The 23,572-nt window shown below is 52.8% G+C and carries 21 protein-coding genes; 5 read left to right on the top strand and 16 right to left on the bottom strand.

Features of this window, described 5'->3' with window-relative positions:
* Positions 1-61 precede the first annotated feature (61 nt).
* Entirely contained in the window at positions 62-1,522 is a 1,461-nt protein-coding gene (locus tag MUU46_RS09470) for a GGDEF domain-containing protein (protein ID WP_258965396.1), read from the top strand.
* A gap of 248 nt (positions 1,523-1,770) precedes the next feature.
* On the opposite strand, the gene yejM is transcribed toward MUU46_RS09470, so the two are convergent.
* Positions 1,771-3,531: an LPS biosynthesis-modulating metalloenzyme YejM gene (yejM, locus tag MUU46_RS09465; protein ID WP_258965395.1), complete on the bottom strand. Its 1,761-nt coding sequence runs from the start codon at positions 3,529-3,531 to the stop codon at positions 1,771-1,773.
* 27 nt (positions 3,532-3,558) lie between these two features.
* Positions 3,559-3,786: a YejL family protein gene (locus MUU46_RS09460; RefSeq protein ID WP_159752830.1), complete on the bottom strand. Its 228-nt coding sequence runs from the start codon at positions 3,784-3,786 to the stop codon at positions 3,559-3,561.
* A 133-nt stretch (positions 3,787-3,919) separates the two neighbouring features.
* Here MUU46_RS09460 and yejK point away from each other — a divergent pair, with 133 nt between their 5' ends.
* Positions 3,920-4,924, top strand: a complete 1,005-nt coding sequence (gene yejK / locus MUU46_RS09455) for a nucleoid-associated protein YejK (protein WP_258965394.1) — start codon at positions 3,920-3,922, stop codon at positions 4,922-4,924.
* A 59-nt stretch (positions 4,925-4,983) separates the two neighbouring features.
* Here yejK and rplY read toward each other — a convergent pair whose 3' ends face one another.
* The 5 genes from rplY to radD all read right to left on the bottom strand — a co-directional run bounded on the left by rplY (position 4,984) and on the right by radD (position 9,159).
* A complete protein-coding gene (gene rplY / locus MUU46_RS09450) occupies positions 4,984-5,271 on the bottom strand; it encodes a 50S ribosomal protein L25 (protein WP_125353642.1) in 288 nt (95 codons plus the stop codon).
* A gap of 167 nt (positions 5,272-5,438) precedes the next feature.
* Positions 5,439-6,116, bottom strand: coding sequence for an anti-sigma factor (locus MUU46_RS09445; protein ID WP_159752834.1), 678 nt, complete (start codon positions 6,114-6,116; stop codon positions 5,439-5,441).
* Positions 6,113-6,661, bottom strand: coding sequence for a sigma-70 family RNA polymerase sigma factor (locus MUU46_RS09440; RefSeq protein WP_159752836.1), 549 nt, complete (start codon positions 6,659-6,661; stop codon positions 6,113-6,115). The genes MUU46_RS09445 and MUU46_RS09440 overlap by 4 nt, the downstream gene beginning before the upstream one ends.
* 60 nt (positions 6,662-6,721) lie before the next feature.
* Complete coding sequence (locus MUU46_RS09435; protein WP_258965393.1) at positions 6,722-7,282, bottom strand: fasciclin domain-containing protein; 561 nt, start codon at positions 7,280-7,282, stop codon at positions 6,722-6,724.
* Positions 7,283-7,401: 119 nt separating this feature from the next.
* Entirely contained in the window at positions 7,402-9,159 is a 1,758-nt protein-coding gene (gene radD, locus MUU46_RS09430; protein ID WP_258965392.1) for a DNA repair helicase RadD, read from the bottom strand.
* A 148-nt stretch (positions 9,160-9,307) separates the two neighbouring features.
* On the opposite strand from radD, the gene rsuA reads away from it, so the two are divergent.
* From rsuA to MUU46_RS09415, 3 genes are all read left to right on the top strand, one after another.
* Complete coding sequence (rsuA, locus tag MUU46_RS09425; protein ID WP_159752842.1) at positions 9,308-10,015, top strand: 16S rRNA pseudouridine(516) synthase RsuA; 708 nt, start codon at positions 9,308-9,310, stop codon at positions 10,013-10,015.
* A 16-nt stretch (positions 10,016-10,031) separates the two neighbouring features.
* Positions 10,032-11,228 (top strand): Bcr/CflA family multidrug efflux MFS transporter, encoded by a 1,197-nt coding sequence (locus MUU46_RS09420; RefSeq protein WP_258965391.1) that lies wholly within the window; start codon positions 10,032-10,034, stop codon positions 11,226-11,228.
* Positions 11,229-11,539: 311 nt separating this feature from the next.
* Complete coding sequence (locus MUU46_RS09415; RefSeq protein WP_159752846.1) at positions 11,540-11,884, top strand: YejG family protein; 345 nt, start codon at positions 11,540-11,542, stop codon at positions 11,882-11,884.
* Positions 11,885-11,887: 3 nt separating this feature from the next.
* Here MUU46_RS09415 and yejF read toward each other — a convergent pair whose 3' ends face one another.
* The 9 genes from yejF to MUU46_RS09370 all read right to left on the bottom strand — a co-directional run bounded on the left by yejF (position 11,888) and on the right by MUU46_RS09370 (position 23,551).
* Positions 11,888-13,477: a microcin C ABC transporter ATP-binding protein YejF gene (gene yejF, locus MUU46_RS09410; protein ID WP_258965390.1), complete on the bottom strand. Its 1,590-nt coding sequence runs from the start codon at positions 13,475-13,477 to the stop codon at positions 11,888-11,890.
* A 1-nt stretch (position 13,478) separates the two neighbouring features.
* Positions 13,479-14,504, bottom strand: coding sequence for a microcin C ABC transporter permease (locus MUU46_RS09405; protein WP_159752850.1), 1,026 nt, complete (start codon positions 14,502-14,504; stop codon positions 13,479-13,481).
* Positions 14,504-15,598, bottom strand: coding sequence for a microcin C ABC transporter permease YejB (locus tag MUU46_RS09400; protein WP_258965389.1), 1,095 nt, complete (start codon positions 15,596-15,598; stop codon positions 14,504-14,506). The genes MUU46_RS09405 and MUU46_RS09400 overlap by 1 nt, the downstream gene beginning before the upstream one ends.
* A 9-nt stretch (positions 15,599-15,607) precedes the next feature.
* Entirely contained in the window at positions 15,608-17,419 is a 1,812-nt protein-coding gene (locus MUU46_RS09395; RefSeq protein WP_258965538.1) for an extracellular solute-binding protein, read from the bottom strand.
* A 67-nt stretch (positions 17,420-17,486) separates the two neighbouring features.
* A complete protein-coding gene (gene pdeN / locus MUU46_RS09390; protein ID WP_258965388.1) occupies positions 17,487-19,049 on the bottom strand; it encodes a cyclic di-3',5'-guanosine monophosphate phosphodiesterase PdeN in 1,563 nt (520 codons plus the stop codon).
* A 189-nt stretch (positions 19,050-19,238) separates the two neighbouring features.
* A complete protein-coding gene (gene mepS, locus MUU46_RS09385) occupies positions 19,239-19,808 on the bottom strand; it encodes a bifunctional murein DD-endopeptidase/murein LD-carboxypeptidase (RefSeq protein WP_159752856.1) in 570 nt (189 codons plus the stop codon).
* A 413-nt stretch (positions 19,809-20,221) separates the two neighbouring features.
* On the bottom strand, positions 20,222-20,938 hold the full coding sequence (locus tag MUU46_RS09380) for a phosphatase PAP2 family protein (protein WP_258965387.1): 717 nt from the start codon (positions 20,936-20,938) through the stop codon (positions 20,222-20,224).
* 44 nt (positions 20,939-20,982) lie between these two features.
* A complete protein-coding gene (locus MUU46_RS09375; RefSeq protein WP_159752860.1) occupies positions 20,983-21,960 on the bottom strand; it encodes a CobW family GTP-binding protein in 978 nt (325 codons plus the stop codon).
* Between the two features lie 124 nt (positions 21,961-22,084).
* Positions 22,085-23,551, bottom strand: a complete 1,467-nt coding sequence (locus MUU46_RS09370; protein WP_258965386.1) for a mannitol dehydrogenase family protein — start codon at positions 23,549-23,551, stop codon at positions 22,085-22,087.
* Positions 23,552-23,572 lie beyond the last annotated feature (21 nt).

The raw sequence follows: 23,572 nt of genomic DNA, 5'->3' as shown, positions 1-23,572 counted from the left end.
CTGAAGCAGAGTAATAGATGCGGCGCAAGGTATGTAATTTGACAACAAAATCTTGATGACAATGAAAAATTCCGATCAACTAAAATCTGAAAAAAAGCTAGTTTTGTGCGTGTTGATGATCATTTTTATTATGATTAACGTCTTCATGCTCTATTTTTCGTTCTCCAAGGCCAGGACAAACATTGAGCTTGTTTCATCGGATATTGTCAACGTGATCAATAAAGATGCGCGGAATAACAGCAGTATGGCGTCTTCATTAGGGTCGATGCTTCAATTATCGAACAGCGTCATTGATAAAATTCTTGATATCAGTATAGAGGATGCGATCAACTATCCTCATTATGGCACTGATAATCAGACGCAGGCACGATGGAATAATATGCTGGATGTCGAGCACCGCAAAAAATTTCTGATTCTTCACGCTTTCTGGCGCAGTTTTGGTCGTGAGTATAAGTCGAAATTTTCAACGTATTATACGGATGGTGACAGTGGATATTATTATGCGTTGGATGATGACAAGGTTATTAAGATATCTGAAAATAATCCACATTTCAGATTAACGAACTATCTGCTTAATACAGCTAAAGAGTTAAACGACAGTCATGGCTTTACGGTGCCGGAGTTGTTCTACAGCAACGTTTATGAAGATTCACATACACACTTACCCAGTATTACCATTGGTGTTCCCGTGGTGTTGAATAATTTCACCTCTCGCGCCAGTAAGGTCTCAGGGATCATTGCAACTGATTATACACGCAAGGATCTCACCACGTTGTTTGAGGATGGTTTCAAAAAGCTAAATACCAAAATTAACGGTTATGAGATAAGCATTCATAGTGTAAAGCAGAACGATATTGCGATGAGCATCTCAACGCATAAAAATGCGCTGCCGGATTTAACTGTGAATCATATTAAATTAACCCCTGGTTATTATATTAATACCAAAATTCATCTGAATATGTTGATTAACTCCAGACCGGAAATGTTTATTCTTTCTAACCTGGTGATGCTATTTGTGTTCATGCTATTCCTAAAGGCGCACAACAACAGTGCCATGATGATGAACAAACTGACTACAGATTCGTTGACCCAGGCACTTTCACGCGAAGGTGGCAAATTTGTTATTGAGAACCTGTCTGCGGGAGATAGCGCGGTGCTGGTGGTGATTGATCTGAATGATTTCAAAATAATCAATGACACCTATGGCCATCACACCGGCGATGATGCGCTGGTCTTTTTTAGCCGCTATGTGATGAAAGATCTGTGTGACGGAGATTCATTGATCCGCATGGGGGGAGATGAATTTGTGCTGTTGTTACGCAATGTTGCGGTTGGGCATGTGGAAGATAAGATGGCGCGACTGGCTAAAGGTCTGAGCTCCTTTCCTCATGAAGGGTACGATATCCCACTCACATTTTCCTATGGGATCAGTCTCTTCATCGATGATTTTACCGATTGTTATAAAAAGGCAGATGAAAATCTTTATCAGATGAAGAGGGTTCATCATGCCACTAAAGCGTAATGGTTAAGTAAAAATACCCTCGTCGACGCATCACTGTTCTCACTCGTTGGGCGGTTAGCCAATCATGAAAGAGTAGAGTGCTGAGCAATATCATCTGTAACGGCAGGGGGAAGATTTGAACTCTCGACCCTCGCACCCCATGACGATGCGCTCCCAGGTTGCGCTACGTACCGACGCCGAAAAATAATACTCCCGTTTTCAACGTCGGATGTAAAACGGCTTCCGCAAAATCATTCAAAAAAAATCAATCAGTTAGCGATGAAGCGTTTCTCTTCGGTCAACACCTGGAGTAGCAGACTCAGCTGTGGTTTCTGGTTCTCCACTTTCTCATCGTCGCGATTCCACGTGTGGTAGTTGCCGTTGTGATTTAGCACGACGGTCACCTTCGGCGTGGTTATCGCCAGGTCAGTATTGCTCGCGGCGGTGACCCAGTTATGGCGGCGTGTGGCGCTGAACAAGTCCTGCCCCTGAGAATATTCATTGGCAGGCGTGCTGACGTGCAGCAGACGCTGCATCAGCGTAGTCATCACATCTTTATGGTTGGTCAGGGTAGTGATTTCCTGTGCTGGCGTACCCGGCCAGTGAACCACCAATGGAACCTGAAGCTGTTTGCGAGACCAGTCGAAATTCGCGCCTTTTTTATCCAGCGATACGCCGTGCGCTGCCGTGATAATCACCACGGTTTTGTCGAGCTTGCCGGACGCTTTGAGCGCGGCCAGCACACGGTCAATCTGCTTGTCGACATCCCCGGCAGCGCGGGCATAACGGCGATTAAAGCTTTGTTTCTGGGTATCGGCAAGAGTGGTTCCGTTGAGCGAAATCCAGGAGAACCAGCGGTTCTCTTCCTGCGCGTAGCTCCCCAGCCAGTTAATCCACTGGGAGGCGGTGTCCGCATCGCTCTGAGATTTGGATGGCGGCAGCGAGAAGTCTGACAGGAGCGCCTGGCGATACATTGGGCTGCTGAATCCGTCAGAGGAAAACAGGCCAAGCTGATAACCCTGCTGATTCAGCGCGGAAATCAACGCCGCCGGAACGCGAGCTGACAGCACGCCATCCATATAGCTTGGTGAAATTCCGTAGAACAGACCAAAGATCCCACTGTCGGCGGCATTACCAGCGCTCATGTGCTGAGTAAAGTTAAGGTTTTGCTGTGCAAAACTGCCCAAGGAAGGCATCTGCTTCTCAAAACGAGAATAGTTCAGGCTATCGACCGTAATCAGCAGGACGTTTTGTCCGGTGCCCATATCACGGTAGCGCAAATCGCTCAGTGGATATTGCACGGAAACGGCTTCCGGATCGCCTTGCTCCACCAGACGGCGTTGGTAATCCTGCGCGTCGAGCAGGCCATGTTTCTCAAGGAAACGACGGGCGGTCATCGGATACGAAAGTGGCAAATTCGCGCGCTGCATGGTTATCGGACGATAGAAATTCGCATCAGCCCAAATGTACATCACATGCGTGGCGATAAATGCAGTAAACAGAAACCAGGCGACTGGGCGAGCAAAGTGGCGGCGGCGCGTAAGGCTGCGCAGCTTTTGCCAGCTCCAGGTGGCGAACAGCATTTCAATCAGCAGAATGACCGGCACGCTGATAAACATAAGCTGCCAGTCGCGGGCCATTTCGTTTTGATCGGGGTTAATCACCAGCTCCCACACCACCGGATTAAGGTGCAAGTGGAAGCGGGTAAAGACTTCGCTGTCGATAAGTAACAGCGTCATGCCCACAGTGGCCAGAATGGCGGATAAGAACCGCATCAGGCGCTGGGACATGACAACGAACGTGAGCGGGAAGAGGATCAGCAGGTAGGTGGCGAACACCAGAAAGCTGAAATGCCCGACGAGGCTGATGTACGAGTACACGCGACCCGACAGCGTCGTCGGCCAGTCGGCGACAAACAGATAGCGGCTACCGAGAACTGCGGCCAGCAGAATGTTGAACAGGGCAAACCAGTGCCCCCAACTGACCATCTGGGACACTTTTTCTCGATAGGGCTGACGATGAGTCACCATAAACTGTTTGTCGTCTTCCTTTTGCGCTTAGTGCGCTGGGTCGTCGCTAACAGAAGATTGCAGCGCCTGAGCAAAGGAGCGGACAATCGCCTGACGCTGTGCTGGCGCGACGCTTGTGTTAATCAGGTTAGTCACCATATTGCCCAACACCATCAGTGAAAGGTCAGTCGGTGACTTGTGTTTTTCCAGCACGTTGGCAAGCTCAGTCAGCAGTTGTTCAACGTGTTCATCACTGTAGCGGGAGATTTGCGGCATAAATCCAGAATCTGTTTGTTCATGAAAGGGCAACATATTACCGTAGCAGCAGCTTTTTTTCCGCTTTTTTTCGCCTTTACACAGTTGCGTCCGCGATGGTTGAATACCGTCCGGTCTAAAAGGAGAGTTTAACATGAGTCTGGATATCAACCAGATTGCCCTGCACCAGATGATCAAGCGTGATGAAGAGAACCTTGAAGTGGTGCTGCGCGATACTTTGCTGGAGCCGACGGCAACGGTCGAAGAGATGATGGCTGAGCTGCATCGGGTCTACAGCGCAAAGAACAAAGCCTACGGCATGTTCAATGAAGAGAGTGAGCTGGCCCAGTCTCTGCGCCTGCATCGCCAGGGTGAGGAAGATTTCCTGGCCTTTAGCCGCGCAGCGACCGGTCGCCTGCGTGACGAACTGGCGAAATACCCGTTCGCTGATGGCGGCATCGTGCTGTTTTGCCACTATCGCTATCTGGCGGTGGAATATCTGCTGGTGGCGGTGCTCAACAATCTGAGTAGCATGCGTGTGAACGAGCAGCTGGATATCAGATCCACGCACTATCTCGATATCAATCACGCCGATATCGTGGCGCGTATTGATTTGACCGAATGGGAAACCAATCCGGACTCTAGCCGCTACCTGACATTCCTGAAAGGGCGAGTAGGGCGCAAAGTGGCCGATTTCTTTATGGATTTCCTCGGGGCAAGCGAAGGGCTGAACGCCAAAGCGCAGAACCGCGGTTTGTTGCAGGCAGTTGACGATTTTACTGCCGAAGCGGAGCTCGATAAATCCGAGCGTCAGAACGTGCGCCAGCAGGTCTACACCTACTGCAACGAACAGCTGCAGGCCGGGGAAGAGATTGAGCTGGAGTCGCTGTCCAAAGAGTTGTCCGGCGTCAGCGAAGTGAGTTTCCACGAATTCACCGCCGACAAAGGCTACGAGCTGGAAGAGAGTTTCCCGGCGGACAGAAGCACGCTGCGCCAGCTGACCAAATACGCCGGAAGCGGCGGTGGGCTGACCATCAACTTTGATGCGCTGCTGCTTGGCGAACGTATTTTCTGGGATCCGGCCACTGATACGCTGACCATCAAAGGCACACCACCCAACCTGCGTGACCAGTTACAGCGCCGTACCAGCGGTAAGTAACCCAAAATCAGCGATAAAAAAACCCCGCCGAGGCGGGGTTCTTCACAACTTGTCAGCGATTACGCGCGAACGAAGTCGATGTGAGTCAGTTTTGGCTTGAACGGGTGACGCTGAACAGCCTGAACCTTCACTTTCTCTTCTTTACCACCAGCAACCACGATGGTCAGAACTTCGGTGTAGAAACCTTCTTTAGTCTGCAGGTTCCACACTTTGTCGTGGTCCAGTTCCAGAGCTACTGGAGCAGCTTCGCCACCGTAGACGATTGCTGGGAACTGGTTAGCGATACGCAGGCGGCGGCTCGCACCCTTACCCTGCTCTTTACGTACTTCTGCGTTTAAAGTAAACATTGATGTCTCTCTATATGTAATCCTGTTACAGGCGACCCAGCAACAGGCAAGTGATCTGCTTTGCACATGCAAAAGCGGGCGGGATTATAGCCTTCAATCCCTTTCGGGGCAAACTAAACTCTCCCCATTATACTTCGGGCTGTCTCTTTGTTGGCCGCGTCCGCGCACTAAAGCGTGCTGATTTTGCCCTGGAATATTACCGGCCCTGAAGGACCCGCCAGTTTTGAACCGCCAACAGGCTCAAGGCTAATTGCCAGTACCGATTGATTGTCCAAAGAGTCGGCGCCCAGTTTGAATTCGTTACCCGCATTGTGGGTTATCAGGCCCAGTGAGCGCGGCGGATTGCTGCCTTTAATCAGCCACAGTTGCAGGTTTTTGCTTTGTGGCAGCGTTACGTTAAGCGCCGAAACCTGAATTATCGACGCAGATTTATTCATGCTGACCACGAACTGTTCACCCGACTGCGCGCCATTTAACACCGCAACGGGCTGCATCGGTGACATCTGTTCCGGTTTCGTCACGTAAGTGAACACCAGCACGCTCGCCAGCGCGGCGGCAAGCGCCCAGCCGACCCAGGCCGTTGGTCGTGAATAAACAGGAGCGGCCGCCGCTACTGGGGTACTCTGATTAATATCGCGCTGAATGGCCCACCATACATCTGGTGCAGGTGTGACATCTTGCGTTGTCACGTCTATTCCGCTAAAGGCTTTTTGCCAGCGCGTGACCTGCTGCGCAAACTCAACATCGGTGGCCAATCTTCGTTCGAGCTGCGCTCGGATTGGTTCATCCAGCACACCGAGAACGAACTCAGCGGCGAGGAAGTCATCATTTTCCTGAATGTTCATAGGCCCACACACTCCCTGAGATGTGCCAGCGCGCGGCGGATCCAGCTTTTAACGGTACCTTCTGGCTGGCTCAACGACAGTGCTATTTCGGTTTGTGACAGCCCGCGATAGTAAGCCAGAGCAATACTTTGCCGCTGTTCAGGCGGTAGATTCTCCAGGCAGTGCTGCAAACGACGGGCTTCCAGATGACTGTCTTCCTCCGGCAGCGGGGCCTGAAAGCCTTCTTCCGCTTCGGTAATGTCATCCACCGAACAGCAGCGATTCTCATGTTTTCTCAGGTAATCAATGGCGCGGTTTCTGGCGATATGACTCAGCCAAATCTGCGGCTCGCTGCGTTGCTCATCGTAATATGTCGCAGACTGCCAGATTTGAATAAAGGTATCGTGCAGGATTTCCTCCGCCCAGTCGCGGCGTCGGACCATGCGCAAAATAATCCCAAATAGGCGAGGCGAAAGGGTGTGGTAGAGCTGTGCCAGGGCATCTTTATCGCCTGAGGCTATTTTGGACATGATACCGGCATGAATATGAGGCGCGTTGGTTGTCATCAGGGTCCCTGTTAAAGGTGCAGCCACACAAAAGTGGCTGCACACAGTATAGGCAACGCTTTATGGCATCAGCACAGTATCGATCACATCAATCACACCGTTGCTCTGATTTACGTCGTAGGTGATGATGTTGGCAATATTGCCCCGCGCATCTTTCAACTGGATATTATGCGGGCCGTTCGCCATGACCCACAGAGAGCCACCGTTAACGGTTTTCAGCTCGGCTTTACCGCCCCCGGCTTTGATTTTTTTCTCAAGCGCTTTCATATCGTATTTGCCCGCCACTACGTGATAGGTCAAAACGGCGGTGAGCTTTTGTTTGTTTTCGGGTTTGAGCAGGGAGTCCACGGTTCCCGGAGGGAGTTTTTCGAAGGCGGTGTTAGTGGGGGCAAAGACGGTAAAGGGGCCTGTTCCTTCGAGTGTCGGGACCAGCCCGGCAGCTTTTACCGCCGCCACCAGCGTGGTGTGATCTTTCGAATTGATGGCGTTTTGCACGATGTTTTTCGATGGGTACATGGCTGCACCGCCGACCATCACAGTGTTGTTATCCATCATGGCTGCCTGAGACATGCCGCTGAAAACCAGTGCAGAAAAAATCAGAGATGGCAGAAATTGTTTCATTTTCATTCCCTCATTTGTGTTTTCGATTCGGGCTAATTTGTGCCCTCAACTGTTAATACGAATGAGCGAAGAAAACGGATGCAAAAAAAGTGAAAAAAATGGCATCACGAGAAAATTCCCTAGCGCAGCTCATTGGCGCGACGGAAACGGCCTTCATAATCAAAGACTTTTTCACGCACCTGCCAGAAATGTCCTTTTTTACGCGCGACGACAAAATCCGGATGCCGCAGTAAAACCTGCTGAGCGAGGATATCGGCAGGCGTTATCCAGCGCAGTGGTACGCCGGGTGTGCGAGTATGAGGGCGCATAAAAAGCTGCTCGAAGGCGGTTTTCTGCGCGGGCGTTTGCAGACGGAAGCGCTCACTCACATCGGCCCCGTCCTCGTCGTGGTAGGTGACTTTCAGCCACGGGCCTTTTTCGTCAGCGCCGTCCTGTAAGGTCATGCCGCTACAGCGTAGCACCAGTGCATCTTTGAGTTTCAGCGCCGCCTTCAGCATATCGTCGGGATCAACCAGCACCGTGTCACATTCGCGGCAACGGCGCGCCGCGATATCGTTTTCTGCATTGCACTGCGGGCAGTTTTTAAAGCGGAAGCGGAAATCACACTGCTCGCGATGGCCATCGTCATCTTCAAACCAGCCCTGGCAGCGGCGGCCAAAGTGTTCGATAAGCGTGCCGTCCTGGGTGGTTTTGCCCCAGAACGTATTGGCGAAACCGCAGGCAGGGCAGAAAATCTGCACCGGCACGTTGTCACTTTTGCCTTTCGGCGCGCCGACTTCCGGGGCAAACAGGTCATGCGGGTTTCCGGCGTAGTCGAGTATCAGACAATCAGTCTTACCCGGCGACAGACGCAGACCACGGCCGACAATTTGCTGATAAAGGCTGACGGATTCCGTCGGGCGCAGAATGGCAATCAGATCGACGTGTGGCGCGTCAAACCCGGTGGTCAGCACTGCGACGTTTACCAGATAGCGAAACTGCTGCGCTTTAAACGCTTCAATCAGCCGGTCTCGTTCCGGCGCGGGCGTGTCGCCGGTGATAAGCGCTGCTTCTGAGGCAGGCAACAGGCCGGTGACTTCTTTGGCGTGCTCTACCGTTGAAGCGAAAATCATCACCCCTTTGCGATTCTGCGCGAATTCAACAATCTGGCTGATGATGTGCGGTGTTATGCGCTGCTGTTTTTTCAGCTCAACGTTAAGATCTGCATCACTGAACAGGCCGTTGCTTTGTACCTGCAGGCGGCTGAAATCGTATTGAACCACCGGCATATCCAGCCGTTCCGGCGGTGTCAAAAAGCCGTGCTTAATCATATAGCGCAGCGGCAGTTCATAAATGCAGTCGCGGAACAGTGCTTTTTCATCGCCGCGCACCATACCGTGATAATGGAAGCGATAAATCCAGCCTTTACCCAGCCGGAACGGTGTGGCGGTCAGCCCCAGAAGGCGTAAGTGAGAGTTCACTTTCTTAAGGTGATTGAGGATTTGCTGGTACTGGCTGTCATCGTCATCGCTGATGCGGTGGCATTCATCGACAATCAGCAGGGAAAACTCGGCTTGAAACAGCTCAAGGTTGCGTGCCACCGACTGTACGCTGCCAAATACCACTTTACCGTGGCTCTCTTTGCGTTTTAGTCCGGCAGCAAAAATATCAGCCTCAAGCCCCAGCGCCAGGTACTTCGCGTGGTTCTGCGCCACCAGTTCTTTGACGTGAGCAAGCACCAACACACGTCCACGCGCCAGGCGTGCAAGCTCGGCTATCACCAGGCTTTTTCCGGCACCAGTGGGCAACACAATCACCGCGGGCTGTTGGTGTTGACGAAAATGGGAGAGGGTAGCGTCCACCGCTTCCTGCTGATAAGGGCGAAGAGTAAAAGTCATGGTTCCAGCATCATTATTTACACCTGAATAGTATGCCATGAATCTTTTCGCTTGAGTGGCTTAGCAGGGCCGTTATACTTAACCCTTAGTACAGCTTCATTTTCGGGCCACGCCCGATACCCGCACAATTACAGGCTAAAAATACTTCATGCGACTCGAAAAGTTTATCGCCCAGCAACTCGGCGTCAGCCGTGCCATTGCCGGGCGTGAAATTCGCGCCAGCCGCGTTACCGTGGACGGCGAGATTATCAAACTCAGCGCGTTTAAGGTCCTGCCGGAACACACTGTGGAATATGACGGAAACCCGTTAACCCAACCGACTGGCCCGCGTTACTTCATGCTCAACAAGCCTCAGGGTTATGTGTGCTCAACGGATGACCCGGATCATCCGACGGTGCTTTATTTCCTCGATGAGCCACTGGCGCACAAGCTGCACGCCGCAGGGCGTCTGGATATCGACACCACCGGCCTGGTACTGATGACCGACGACGGCCAATGGTCGCACCGTGTCACTTCCCCGCGTCACCACTGCGAGAAAACCTATCTGGTGACGCTGGAATCGCCGGTGGCCGATGACACAGCTGAACAATTCATTAAAGGTGTTCAGCTGCATAATGAAAAAGATCTGACCAAACCCGCGCAGCTGGACGTACTGACCCCAACTGAAGTCCGTTTGACCATCAGTGAGGGGCGCTATCATCAGGTAAAACGCATGTTTGCCGCGGTAGGTAACCACGTTGTAGGCCTGCATCGCGAACGAATTGGTGAGATTAAACTTGGTGACGATTTGGCCCCTGGTGAATACCGGGCGCTGACGGAAGACGAAATCGCCAGCGTTGGCTTATCGCCGCGCTAACTTCAGGAGTAGATTAGTGACCACCAGGCAGCACTCCTCGCTGGGTATAGTATTCATCCTTGGCCTCCTGGCCATGCTGATGCCGCTTTCAATTGATATGTATCTCCCGGCGCTGCCGGTCATTTCTGCTCAGTTCGGCGTCCCGGCGGGCAGTGCGCAGATGACGCTCAGCACCTACATTCTGGGCTTTGCCCTCGGTCAGTTGCTGTATGGCCCAATGGCCGACAGCATTGGCCGTAAGCCGGTTATTCTCGGTGGCACGCTGGTGTTCGCGGCGGCTGCGGTGGCCTGTGCGCTGTCGCAGACCATCGATCAACTGATCATTATGCGCTTCTTCCACGGTCTTGCCGCGGCGGCCGCGAGCGTGGTGATCAACGCCCTGATGCGCGATATTTACCCGAAAGAAGAGTTCTCCCGCATGATGTCGTTCGTCATGCTGGTGACGACCATTGCGCCGCTGGTGGCGCCTATGGTCGGCGGGGCGGTGCTGGTATGGTTCAGTTGGCATGCGATTTTCTGGATCCTCGCCATTGCCGCACTTCTGGCCTCCACGATGATCTTCTTCTTTATCGATGAGACCTTGCCCCCGGAGCGCCGTCAGAAGTTTCACATCCGCACCACGATGGGGAATTTCGCCTCGCTGTTCCGTCATAAGCGCGTACTGAGCTACATGCTGGCCAGTGGCTTCAGCTTCGCAGGAATGTTCTCGTTCCTCAGCGCCGGGCCGTTTGTTTACATCGAGCTAAACCACGTTTCACCGCAGCATTTCGGTTATTACTTCGCGCTGAATATCGTATTCCTGTTCATCATGACCATCATCAACAGCCGCTTTGTGCGCAAGGTGGGGGCGCTGAACATGTTCCGCGTCGGCCTGTGGATCCAGTTCGCGATGGCCGTTTGGATGGTGGTATGCGCGCTGCTTGGCGTGGGCTTCTGGTCACTGGTGCTTGGCGTAGCGGCATTTGTGGGCTGCGTATCGATGGTTTCTTCCAACGCGATGGCGGTTATTCTCGACGAATTCCCACACATGGCGGGTACGGCGTCGTCGCTGGCGGGAACTTTCCGCTTCGGGATTGGCGCGATTGTAGGGGCGTTGCTGTCTATGGCGACCTTTACCACTGCGTGGCCAATGCTGTTTTCCATCGCATTTTGCGCCACGTGTTCGATTTTATTCTCTCTCTACGCCAGCCGTCCTCGCAAAAACCCGCGCTAAAACACATTTGTTTAACAAAAAGGGGCTGAAATCAGCCCCTTTTTGATGCATATCAACTGCTAAGCGTTTTGTATTGCTCGATTATGTTTATTTTATGTAAAATCAATTAGTGTAAAAAGTCACATCACTGTAGATAAAAAGGTTGTTTTAGATCACAGAAACGGGTACATATAGCGCCGTTATGCCGGTTTGGCATACGAGTGACGATAAAAACGTACGTACCCTTGGCTGGATGCAGGACGATTTGTCAACGATGTGTTAATATGGATGTGAAATATTTGTGAGGCATTTTGCTTCCGGGGAATAAAGACGTGAATACACTACAGCTTTCTATCGTACACCGACTGCCCCAGAGCTATCGCTGGTCTGCCGGTTTTGCAGGTTCAAGAGTTGAACCGATTCCGCAAAACGGTAACGAAGATGATAATTGCCTGGTGGCACTGAAATTACTGAGTCCTGACGGCGATACCGCATGGCCCGTGATGCAGAAGCTGAGCCAGGCGTTAACCGATATCGAATTGCCAAGTTCTGTACTGGAATGCGAAGGCGAGCCGTGCCTGTTCGTGAATATGCAAGATGAGTTCGCGGCGACCTGCCGACTGAAAAACTTTGGCGTGGCTATCGCTGAGCCTTTCTCCGGTAACAACCCTTTCTGAGCGTCAGCTTAGCGTAATCAGCTGGCGAGTATATTCCTGCGCCGGTGCGGCAAACACGCGCTGACAGTCGCCTTGCTCAACCACTTCTCCCTGACGCAGTACAATCACCTGATGACACAGCGAACGTACCACATGCAGGTCATGGCTGATAAAGATATAGGCCAGCTGATGCTTTTGCTGAAGTGATTTCAGCAGGGCGAGGATTTGCGCCTGTACGGTCCGATCGAGCGATGATGTCGGTTCGTCCAGCACGATAAGCTGCGGTTTGAGGATCAGCGCCCGGGCGATAGCGATGCGTTGGCGCTGGCCGCCGGAAAATTCAGCCGGATAACGCCAGCGGGTTTCCGGGTCGAGCCCCACTTCTTTCATCACACGAACCACTTCGTGTTCACGCGCGTTACTGCTCAACGCGGGCTGATGCACGCGCAAACCTTCTTCGATAATTTGCAGCACGTTCAAGCGCGGATTCAGCGATGAATTCGGATCCTGAAAAACCACCTGGATCCGGTGACGCAGCGGCAGCATCTGCTTACGCGAACGGTCCTGAATTTTATGCCCATCAAACATAATATTTCCCGCCGAGGCGATAAGCCGCAGTAGCGCCAGGCCGGTGGTGCTTTTCCCCGATCCGGATTCGCCCACCAGACCCAGCGTTTCACCGGTATTCAGGGTAAAACTAATATTGTTGACCACTTTATTTTCGTCAATTACCCGGCGAAACACGCCTTTGCGAACGGGAAATGCGACCTGCAGGTTTTCTACTTGCAACAGCGGGGCGGTTTCCGGCGGCAGTGGTACGGGTTCGCCCGCGGGTTCGCTGTCGAGCAGTTTGATGGTGTAAGGATGCTCAGGTTGGCGGAACAGAGATCGGGCATCGCGTTGTTCCACGCAGCGGCCGTTCTGCATCACCGCCACGTTGTCCGCCAGCTTGCGTACGATGCTCAGATTATGGGTGATAAACAGTAACCCCATGTTCAGTTCCTGACGCAACTCGCGTAGCAGTTGCAGGATTTGCGCCTGTACGGACACGTCCAGTGCGGTGGTGGGCTCGTCGGCAATCAACAGTTCCGGGCGCGTCAGCAGCGCCATGGCAATCATCACGCGCTGACGTTCGCCGCCGGAAAGCTGATGTGGGTAATGGTCCAGCCGCTGGCGAGCATTGCGGATCCCAACACGATCCAGACAGGTGAGGATCTCGCCACGCGCCGCCTCTTTGCGCATTCCCCGGTGCAGGGACAGTACTTCATACAGCTGTTTTTCAATAGAATGCAGCGGGTTGAGCGATACCATAGGTTCCTGGAAAATCATCGCAATGCGATTCCCGCGGATCCCACGCAGCACGCGCTCATTGGCATGAAGCAGAGACTCACCGTGAAAACGGATATCGCCCGTCGGATAACTCACTGGCGGTGTGGGAAGCAGGCGCAGGACGGACAGTGCCGATACGCTTTTGCCGGAACCGGATTCCCCGACCAGCGCCAGCGTTTCTCCGGCTTCCACCTTCAGCGACAGCTCACTCACCACCGTGCGGGTTTCTTCCCTGGCGCTGAATGCGATGGAGAGATTGTCGATCTCTAATAATGGTTTCGTCATCTCATACCACCTTGCTGGGGTCGAAGGCGTCGCGCACGGCTTCACCTATGAAAATCAGCAGCGACAGCAACACCGCCACCGATAAAAACGCGGTTATCCCAAGCCACGGTGCCTGTAAGTTATTTTTACCCTGGAGCAGCAGTTCGCCCAGAGAAGGCGAACCCAACGGCAAGCCAAAGCCGAGGAAATCGAGCGAGGTGAGTGTGGTAATCGAACTGCACAAAATAAACGGCAGGAAAGTCAGGGTCGCTACCATCGCGTTGGGCAACATATGGCGGAAGATAATCCCGCGGTCGCTGACGCCCAGCGCGTGTGCGGCGCGGATGTAGTCAAAATTACGTGCGCGCAGAAACTCAGCGCGAACCACACCGACCAGCGTCATCCAGCCGAACAGCACAGTTATCGCCAGCAGCCACCAGAAATTAGGCTGAATGACGCTGGAAAGCAGGATGATTAAAAACAACGTCGGCATCCCGGACCACACTTCGATAAAGCGCTGACCCCACAAATCGATTTTCCCGCCATAATAACCCTGCAACGCGCCCGCCAGTACGCCCATTACGCTTGAGCACAGCGTCAGCATCAGGCCGAACAGCAATGAAATTCGGGTGCCATAAAGAATGCGAGCCAGCACATCGCCGCCGTTGGCGTCAGTGCCGAGCCAGTTTTGTGCCGATGGCGGAGCAGGGAAGGGGCGGTCGGTGGAAAAGTTAATCGAGTTGGCCCCAAAGCGAATCGGCGCCCACAGCACGCGGCCGTGATCGCTCAATTGTTTTTGCAGCCACGGATCCTGAAAATCAGCGGCGGTGGCAAACTGCCCGCCGAAGTCTTTCTCACTGTAGGTTTTCAGCGCCGGAAAATAGATGTCACCGTGATACTGAACCACGAGCGGTCTGTCGTTGGCGATAAGTTCTGAACACAGGCTGCAGGCAAAAATAATCAGGAATAGCACCAGCGACCAGTAGCCGCGGCGGTTATGGCGAAAGCGTGCCCAGCGGGCCTGATTGACGGAGCTTAAACGTGGCATCAGCGGCCCTCAAAATCAATGCGCGGATCGACCAGCGTATAGCTGATATCGCTGATGATATTCAGCAGCAGGCCAATCAGGGTAAAAATATACAGCGTGCCAAACATCACCGGATAGTCGCGGGAAACGGTCGCTTCATAGCCGAGCAGGCCCAGCCCGTTGAGCGAGAACATCACTTCAATCAGCAGCGATCCGGTGAAAAACATGCTGATAAACGTCGCCGGGAACCCGGCGATGACCAGCAACATGGCGTTACGGAAGATGTGTTTCCAGAGGATATTTTTCTCACTGACTCCTTTGGCGCGCGCGGTGATCACATACTGCTTACGAATCTCATCCATAAACGCGTTTTTGGTCAGCATCGTCAGCGCAGCAAAGCCGCCAATCACCGTCGCCAGCACCGGCAGGGTAATGTGCCACAGATAATCGGTGATTTTTTGATACCACGGCAGAGTATCGAAATTGGCGGAAACCAGCCCGCGTAGCGGGAAGAGGTCGTAATAGCTGCCGCCCGCAAACAGCACAATCAGCACGATGGCGAACAGGAAGGCAGGAATAGCGTAACCGATGATGATGAAAGCACTGCTCCAGGTGTCGAACCGCGTGCCGTTATGGACCGCTTTACGGATGCCCAGCGGAATCGACACGAGGTAGATTATCAGCGTGCTCCATAACCCCAGCGTTATCGAAACCGGCAGGCTTGATTTGATCAACTGTAAGACCGAAGCGCTGCGGAACAGGCTGTCGCCGAAGTCAAAACGCACGTAGTTCCACAGCATGGTGAAATAGCGCTCGTGCATCGGTTTGTCGAAACCATAACGGTGGGTGATTTCGGCGATCACTTCAGGGTCGAGACCCCGCCCGCCGCGATACTGGCTTTCATTGATATTGCCCACGCAGGTACGGGCATGTGTTGCGCCCATACCTTCTGCGCCGCCGCCCGGCATACCGCCTTTGGTGCCAAATTCAATGGCTGCAATCGCCTGATCGACAGGGCCGCCGGGGGCAATCTGTACGATGAAAAAGTTGATGGTAATGATGGCCCACAGCGTGGGGATAACCAACAACAGTCGGCGAATCAGGTAAGCGCCCATCTTTGCTCCTTAACGCCGTGCTTCGGGCAGTTTCGCCGCTTTATTGACGTCGTACCACCAGTTATCGAAGCCCAGAGAATAGATGGGACGAACCGCCGGATGCGAGAATTTATCCCAGTAGGCCATACGGTCTGAGGCCATGAACCACATCGGCAACTGGTAGTAATTCCAGGTTAACACGCGGTCCAGTGCGCGCCCAAGTGGCAAAAGTTTCTGTTTGTTACCTTCCCAGTGAATCATCTGTTTAATCAGATTATCAATTGCCGGGCTGCTGACGCCGGGACCGTTATAGCTGGAGTTGATGTATTCCGATGACCAGGAAATTTGCAGGTCGCTGCCGCTCGGCCACGGCATTGCTCGCCACAGGCGCGGCATCATGTCGTAATCGCGAGTGCGCATCCGGTTGGTGAGTTGTGACAAATCGACCTGACGAACGTCCATAGTCACGCCAAGACGCTTCAAATTGTGCTGGAACGGCATCACCCACTGGTTGTTGCCCGCTGACGGCAGCAGCAGTTCGAATTGCAGTGGCTTGCCGGTTTTGGGATTCACGCGCTGCTGGCCTTTTAGCACCCAGCCGGCGTCGGTCAGTAGTTTGTCGGCTTTCAGCAAGTTTTGTCTGTCGAAACCGTTCCCGTTGGACTTCGGTGGCGAATAGATTGAGGTGAAGACTTCCGGCGGCAATTCTTTCTTCATCGGGGCCAGCAATACCAGCTCGTCGGCGTCGGGGTAGCCACGCGCTGCATATTCGGTGTTCTGGAAATAGCTGTTTGTCCGGCTGTAGGCTCCATAAAACAGCGCTTTATTCATCCATTCAAAATCAAATGCCAGGCCAATGGCTTCGCGCACGCTGCGATCGGCAAACACCGGACGCTGAGTATTAAACGTCAGCCAGCGGGTATCCTGCGCGGAGTCGTTTTTCTCCTCTTCCTTGACGATGAAATGATTGCTGAAGTTTTTGCCGATGTAACGCGTGGCCCAGTTTTTCGGGCTGGTTTCGGGGCGGAAATCAAAAGCACCGGCCTTGAAGGCTTCGAAAGCCACGTTATCGTCGAGATAATAGTCGTAGCGAATGGTGTCGAAATTCCAGCGTCCGCGATTCACCGGTAAATCGGCCGCCCAATAGTCTTTCACCCGGGAATAGACAACGTACTGGCCCATCTTCCATGCCGTAATTTTATACGGCCCGTTGGCCAGCGGCGGAGTGGAGAGCGGATCGCTGAGTTTATGGTTACGCCAGAATTTTTCCGGCATCACCGGCAGCGTAAACAGGCTCAGCATGTCCTCTTTGCTCGGTTTCGCAAGCTCAATGCGTACGGTCAGCGGCGCGATGGCTTTCACCGTGGTGCCTTTGTAAATTAGCCGAAACTGTGGCACGCCCTCGGTCATAAACTTGTGAAAAGTGAAGGCGACATCTTCTGCGGTGACTTTGCTACCGTCATGAAAGCGGGCGCGGGGATTGATGGTCACTTCGGCCCAGGAAAAGTCGCCAGCATAGCGGGCCATATCCGCAATCAGCGGGTAATAGCTCCCGGGTTCGTCATCGGAGGTGGTAAACAGGGCGTCGTACAGCGCATCGGTACGTTCGGCGGCATTACCGCGCAGCGCAAAACGGTTGAAGTTGTCGAAGGTGCCCAAGGCTGACAGCGTGACCGTGCCGCCTTTCGGCGCCGCCGGATTCACGTAGTCGTAATGGCTAAAGTTAAAGGCGTACTTCGGTTCGCCAATCACGGCGAACGCGTAGCTTTCCTTTATAGTTTGCGCCTGCGCTGCCGTAAGGGTCAGCAGCGTAAGCATCAATAAACCCATGCGCACAACAATCACCGGTATTTATTCCTTCTGCGGTCATTCGGGCAATTCACTCATCTTGTTGAATCATAAGTGACGCTCAGACCGTTGTGAAATAATTCTCTGGTTTTGTATGGGCTTCAAGCAGCTTTTCTAGCGTCAGCGGGCGGCTTACCCAGTATCCTTGCAGGAAGTTGACGCCGTGTTCGCGCAGCCATTTCGCCTGTTCCTGCGTTTCCACGCCTTCTGCCACGGTGACCAGATTCATTTTTTTGGCCAGCGATAACACGGCGTCCAGAACCGGGGAGGTTACCGTTTCGGTGCCGATGGCGTTGATAAAGCCGCGATCGATTTTCAAGTAATCGAAGGAGTAACGTTCCAAATAGATAAGCGCGCTGTGCCCGGTGCCGAAATCATCGATCGCAATTTCATAACCTTCATGATGCAGCCATTCAAACAGCTTCATTGCCTGGCGCTGATTGAGCATGTCGCGCTCAGTGATTTCCAGCACCAGCTGGAAGTAGTTCGGCGGCAGCATGGCGCTGAGATCCCGCAGATCCTGCTGGAAACTGTCTGCCAGCAAATGGGCCGGGGCGATGTTGATCCCAAGCTTCGCGCCCGGCGGGAGTATGCGTTGCAACATCGGCGCATCTTTGGCTATCAGCTGAAAAAGATGACGGGTCAGCGGCACAATAAGCTGCTGGGCTTCGGCGAAGCTGATGAACGCATCGGGAGGAATTTCACCCGCAGCAGGGTGATTCCAGCGCATTAATACTTCCACTCCGCGAATCTGCATATCCTCGGCATCAACCACGGGCTGATAGACCACCGAGAACTGGTTACGCTTAATGGCGGTAGTAATTTCCCTGCCTGGGCGCAAACGGATGGTGAGTACGTAATAGCAAAGCAGACCGGAAAGTAGGCCACACATCACGCCCATTAGCAGCGAATACTGCAGATTCTCGGCGGCCCACACTTCGCCATAGACGTTGACCGTCAGCGGCAGATTGTTGATTTGTGCGCTGCGAATCGGCGTGCCTTTCAGCTCACTGACCAACAACGGATGCGGGCTGAAGGTAGAAATAGCGGTGTTATTGGTGATTATCGAAATGCCACTGAACTGATTCTGGCGTGAGGAGTAGAGGATCCACGGCATCAGGCTGGCGTTAATCGAGGTGAAAACGCCGCGATTTTCCAGTAGCGGACTGCGCACCCACAGGGCAAACGCGGGGCGCTGCGGTAGCATCGGTGTGCCGGGAAGGATTTCGATATCCAAAGATTTAGTGAAATCCACCTGCGGTACTAGCTGCTTCATTGGCACGTTCATTTCGCCGGTTGCTGAAGAGCAGGTGGCGTTATTATTGTTCACCAACAGAAAGGCGCGGACGTTGAGGCTAAAGGCGGCTCGGGATGTCAGCTCGGGCGCAACGTCCGTGCAGCGGCTCAGGGCCAGCGGCTGAAGCTTATCAACCGTATTCAGCAATTCGCCAAAATAGCCGTTCAGGTATTTCTGCAAATCGTGAATGATGATATCGAATTGTTCAGCACGTTTATGATGGAAAATCATTAACTGCGCACTGCCAGCCAGTAAAGCAATCACCACACCCAGTAACAGACTGGATAAGAGGATCTTGCGGCCGAGCGAGAAGTAACGCGTGAACATAGCTTTCTTTATCCGTAATATTTGAAACGGTAATTCAATGCGTTGTGACGCAGGGCAGCGTCTTTCCAGCATAGTCTATTTAGCCATCCTGGCAGGCCGAGACGGAAGAAGAAAAAAAAAGCACTGCTTAGCAGTGCTTTTTTCTGATTCTCGCTGTCAGCCAAGGGAAAACCGACAGCAAGAAGAACATCAGGAACGGCTCAGGACACGTCGCGCTTCGTTATAGCGCTTGTTCCAGTACGGCTCACTCATGTTTGAGATCGTCACACCACTGCTGGTGGATGCATGAACGAACTGGTTGTTGCCAATGTAAATGCCAACATGGCGACCCGTCGAGCCGGCGCGGAACAGCACTAAATCACCGGTACGCAGTTGAGTGCGTTTAATCGACTTGCCCATTTCCTGCTGCTCGTAAGTAGAGCGGGGCAGATCCATACCAAATTGTTCACGGAAGGTACGCTGGACGAAGGCGGAACAATCGATACCGCGTTTCGTTTCGCCACCCAGACGGTAGCGTACACCTTTCCAGCTGGCGTACTGATCCATCAGGCGAGTCTTAACATCAAGATTACGCACCATGGATTCAAATTCATCCTGAGAGGCTTGCAGTGACGAAGGATCTTCGTTACCCACAGCATGCGTCTCAGAATGCATATTCTTTGCGGTGTTTGTCGTACTACATGCAGAAAGCAGGACCGCAACTGCTACCGCGGGTATTGCCCGCAGGATGTATCTCAAAATTGGTTGAGATTTGACCATGTGATTTATTTTCCCTTGAAGTCCTTAACGATAAAAACCGTTATAAAAATGCCAACCGTGACGAGACTAAATACCTGTCATCAATGAGACAATTCCCGAAGTGTGAAAGTGTGCAGTACTGCACAAATTTATTCACTTCCTGAATTATTTATCTCTGGAAAGACAAAACGAGATTGAGATTACCCTATCAAAACCAGGCTGGCTAGCGCTTTTACGGGTTTTTTAATAAGAAATTATGATAGGCAAAGAGAGGATTTTGTTAAGGCGAAAAATAGTGGGGAAGATGCACGTTAAATAGGCAATTAACTCATTTTTAAGCAAAATCTGACGACAGGAAAATGATGAGGTTGACTGTTTTTTATTCAGGCCATCATCAGGGATTGAAAACGATCCCTGATGATGACTCATTTTAGTTAGGAACTTGTTTTATTTTTGTTATTCGCCCCTGGCAAATGGCGATCAAATAGGGCAATTGTTTTATCGCTGAGCGATGTGAGCAGGATCCACGGCATGCCAATCAGGACCGCTGTCAGTGAACCGACGGCAATATCGGTGAACCAGTGAGCACCAATCATTACGCGTGGGAAAGCGAAAACCACAAAAATAATCAGGGCTATGGCACCTGTTTTACGGCCAAAATATCGCCACATGAAGGTGGAGAATATCAGCAGCATCATCCCGTGATCGCCAGGGAAACTGTCCTTTGATGCATCTTTAGTCGAAATATGCAGCAGGGAACTGACCCGATAACTGTCAGGGAAAAATAACGACGGGCTGGCGCGTTTTACCGGCATTAAATGTTGGGCGAGTTGGTTAACCACGACTGCCGCCAGGAGCATCACCAGGCCAATAATAATAATTTTACGGCGACCCTGTGGCGCTTCTTTCCGCCAGAAGCTGAGCATCAGGCAACCCATGGCCAGTAGCGAACAGGCATCAAAGGCCCGATTATTGGTGATGGCGAGGAACCACACATAAATGTGACTGTCGGCGAGACCCTGATTAAAGAAGTGGAAAATACCGGAGTCCAGTGGGAACCAGAATCCGTGATTAGCGGGTAAAAACCAGCTCATAAAGAGAGCCAGACCGGCGATGTTCAGCAGTAATATAAGGGGAATTCGAGTTTTCATAACATAGTCTTCAAGGCAGGTAAAACATGCGCAACATACCGACGTTAACTTAAACGAAGCTTCAACAAGGTAGACTGTAGTGCATTCCAGTCAGTCTCGCTGTCATTGATAAGCTCGATGCGGCTGTCGGGCGGAGCAACGGACTGGGTTTCAATTTGCAGGTCAGCACCCTGACGATTAATACGGACTAATCCTTCCGCAATACGCATCACGCCTTTCACCCGAGAAACCGGCGCCAGACGTGCCCATTCCAGCAGGCCGATGGTATCAAACTGAGTTTCAGCATCAAAAATCCAGCCACAGGCCTGATGGCCCTGACCGCTGTTAATGCTGCGACGCCAGCGCTGATGCTCAGGCAGATTTAATGCCGCCAGACCTTTATTTGAGGCATGACTGTGCGAATGCGCAGCGCTCTGTGGCAGTGCGACCAGATTTCTGCGCGGTAAATCTAACAATGCGCCGTCGATTACGCCCTGGCTGGTCTGTACATATTTGCGCTCGCCGCCGTAGGTCTGCCACCAGGTATTGAACGCTTGTTGGCTTTCCGGCGTTGTGCGATCGCTTTTGTTCGCCACAATGATATCTGCCGCCGCGAGCTGATCGCGGAAGTTCTCATTGGCTACCGCTTTTTCATCGAGCAGCTGACGCGGATCAAGCACGCACAGCGTAGCGCGCAAATCGATCCACGGCTCATAAACGGGCGCGGTGAGAATATCAAGAATTTGCTTCGGATGGCCGAGACCGGTCGGTTCAATCAACAGGCGATCCGGTTTGCCCTGACGCAGCAGCGTGTTGAGCCCTACCTGCATCGGCAGCCCGTTGACGCAGCACATGCAGCCGCCGGGGATCTCTTTAAGTAGTGCCCCGCTGTCAGCCAGCAGCGCACCGTCGATACCGACTTCGCCGAATTCATTGACCAGCACCGCCCACTTTTCATCAGCCGGTTTATGCGCCAATAAATGGAGAATGGAGGTCGTTTTACCGCTGCCGAGAAAGCCGGTAATCAGGTTCGTAAGCGTCACGTTGGCTCCAGAATAAACATCTGTAATAAAGTAACAGGTGTGCAATATCCTGGCGAAAAATGAGGTAAAAGAGAAGACTTAAGGCGGACAGACAAAGCATCTGTCCACTAAATAGCAGGATCTGTTAAAGATTCAGGGTAGATATGATTGCCTGACGTGCGCCTTCGGTTGTTAGTCGGTGCCATGCCTGCTGAATTTGACTTACGAACGCCGTATTTTGCGGCAGGTCGGTGCCGAAAATTTCGCTCAGTGTGAGCAGGGCGGTCACGCGATCATTTTCATTGCTACTGGCGACGATAGACTGAATTTTTTCGACCAGCGGGTCACGAACATCAATGGCATTCCCGCGCTCATCTGTTCCACTGACGTAGCGCATCCAGCCTGCCACGCCGAGCGCCAGCAGTGGCCAGTCACTTTCACGTTGCAGGTGTAGGCGAATGCCTTCCAGCATGCGCTGCGGCAATTTCTGGCTGCCATCCATCGCGATTTGCCAGGTGCGGTGTTTTAACGCCGGATTGGTGAAGCGGTCGATCAGGCTATTGGCGTAATCCTGCAAGTCCACGCCGACAATGCGCAGCGTAGGTGCCTGTTCATGCATCATCAAACGCAGTGCCGCACGGCGAAAATCAGCGTCCTGTATACAATCGCTGATGTGCTCGTAGCCTGCCAGATAGCCGAGGTAGGCGAGGAAAGAGTGGCTGCCGTTCAGCATCCGCAGTTTCATCTGTTCCCACGGCAGCACGTCATTCACAAGCTGCACGCCCGCAATTTCCCAATCAGGACGTCCCGCGACAAAATGGTCTTCTACCACCCACTGGATGAAGGGTTCAGAACTGATGGCACACGGATCGTTAACCCCAATCGCCGCTTCAATTTCTGCCAACGACTCTTCCGTCGCCGCCGGAACGATGCGATCGACCATGGTACCCGGGAAGCTAACGTGTTCAGTTATCCACTGCGCCAGCTCTGGTGAGCGCTTGTTGGCCATGCCCAGCACCGCGTTTTTTACCACGTGACCGTTGTCCGGAATATTATCGCAGGAGAGCACGGTGAACGGCGCCAGCCCGCGCTCGCGGCGACGGTGCAGGGCTTCGACCAGAATGCCCGGAGCGGAATGTGGTTCAGACGGATTCTCCAGATCGTGAATGATCCGCGGTTGCGCCACGTCCAGACGACCGGTGGCCGGGTCGATGCAGTAGCCTTTTTCGGTAATAGTCAGGGAAACAATCGCCACCTGCGGTTCACAGAATTTCTCAATGATCGCTGCCAGAGAATCGAGTTTTGCGTTCAGGCATTCATTCACCGCGCCGATAACGATCGGCTGATTACCGTTCTCACCTTTCTCCAGCACGGTATAAAGATGGTCCTGGGCGCGCAACTGGCTCATAAGCACATCGCCGCTGAACAAGCTTATCTCACACAATCCCCAGTCACCGCCTTGGGCGTTCAGCACCCGGTCTGTTAGTAGCGCCTGGTGAGCGCGATGAAATGCGCCAAAGCCGAAGTGGACAATCCGCGAGCGGAGTTGTTGCCGGTCATACTGAGGCAACTGCACGTTATCGGGCAGCGTGGCGGTGGCGATCGTCTTCATTGTATAAACACCTGCTTAACC

The organism is Scandinavium tedordense (genome assembly GCF_024764965.1).
Classification (GTDB): domain Bacteria; phylum Pseudomonadota; class Gammaproteobacteria; order Enterobacterales; family Enterobacteriaceae; genus Scandinavium; species Scandinavium tedordense.
This window is presented reverse-complemented; position numbering and strand designations above follow the sequence as displayed.

Excerpts from the sequence above, each read along its gene's own strand:
- MUU46_RS09440 (WP_159752836.1), bottom strand. The coding sequence starts at position 6,661 with ATGACAACCAACGCGCCTCATATTCATGCCGGTATCATGTCCAAAATA.
- yejK (WP_258965394.1), top strand. The coding sequence starts at position 3,920 with ATGAGTCTGGATATCAACCAGATTGCCCTGCACCAGATGATCAAGCGT.
- MUU46_RS09470 (WP_258965396.1), top strand. The coding sequence starts at position 62 with ATGAAAAATTCCGATCAACTAAAATCTGAAAAAAAGCTAGTTTTGTGC.
- MUU46_RS09370 (WP_258965386.1), bottom strand. The coding sequence starts at position 23,551 with ATGAAGACGATCGCCACCGCCACGCTGCCCGATAACGTGCAGTTGCCT.
- MUU46_RS09405 (WP_159752850.1), bottom strand. The coding sequence starts at position 14,504 with ATGCCACGTTTAAGCTCCGTCAATCAGGCCCGCTGGGCACGCTTTCGC.
- MUU46_RS09435 (WP_258965393.1), bottom strand. The coding sequence starts at position 7,282 with ATGAAACAATTTCTGCCATCTCTGATTTTTTCTGCACTGGTTTTCAGC.
- yejF (WP_258965390.1), bottom strand. The coding sequence starts at position 13,477 with ATGACGAAACCATTATTAGAGATCGACAATCTCTCCATCGCATTCAGC.
- MUU46_RS09460 (WP_159752830.1), bottom strand. The coding sequence starts at position 3,786 with ATGCCGCAAATCTCCCGCTACAGTGATGAACACGTTGAACAACTGCTG.
- MUU46_RS09400 (WP_258965389.1), bottom strand. The coding sequence starts at position 15,598 with ATGGGCGCTTACCTGATTCGCCGACTGTTGTTGGTTATCCCCACGCTG.
- MUU46_RS09380 (WP_258965387.1), bottom strand. The coding sequence starts at position 20,938 with ATGAAAACTCGAATTCCCCTTATATTACTGCTGAACATCGCCGGTCTG.
- radD (WP_258965392.1), bottom strand. The coding sequence starts at position 9,159 with ATGACTTTTACTCTTCGCCCTTATCAGCAGGAAGCGGTGGACGCTACC.
- MUU46_RS09445 (WP_159752834.1), bottom strand. The coding sequence starts at position 6,116 with ATGAACATTCAGGAAAATGATGACTTCCTCGCCGCTGAGTTCGTTCTC.
- mepS (WP_159752856.1), bottom strand. The coding sequence starts at position 19,808 with ATGGTCAAATCTCAACCAATTTTGAGATACATCCTGCGGGCAATACCC.
- pdeN (WP_258965388.1), bottom strand. The coding sequence starts at position 19,049 with ATGTTCACGCGTTACTTCTCGCTCGGCCGCAAGATCCTCTTATCCAGT.
- rsuA (WP_159752842.1), top strand. The coding sequence starts at position 9,308 with ATGCGACTCGAAAAGTTTATCGCCCAGCAACTCGGCGTCAGCCGTGCC.
- yejM (WP_258965395.1), bottom strand. The coding sequence starts at position 3,531 with ATGGTGACTCATCGTCAGCCCTATCGAGAAAAAGTGTCCCAGATGGTC.
- rplY (WP_125353642.1), bottom strand. The coding sequence starts at position 5,271 with ATGTTTACTTTAAACGCAGAAGTACGTAAAGAGCAGGGTAAGGGTGCG.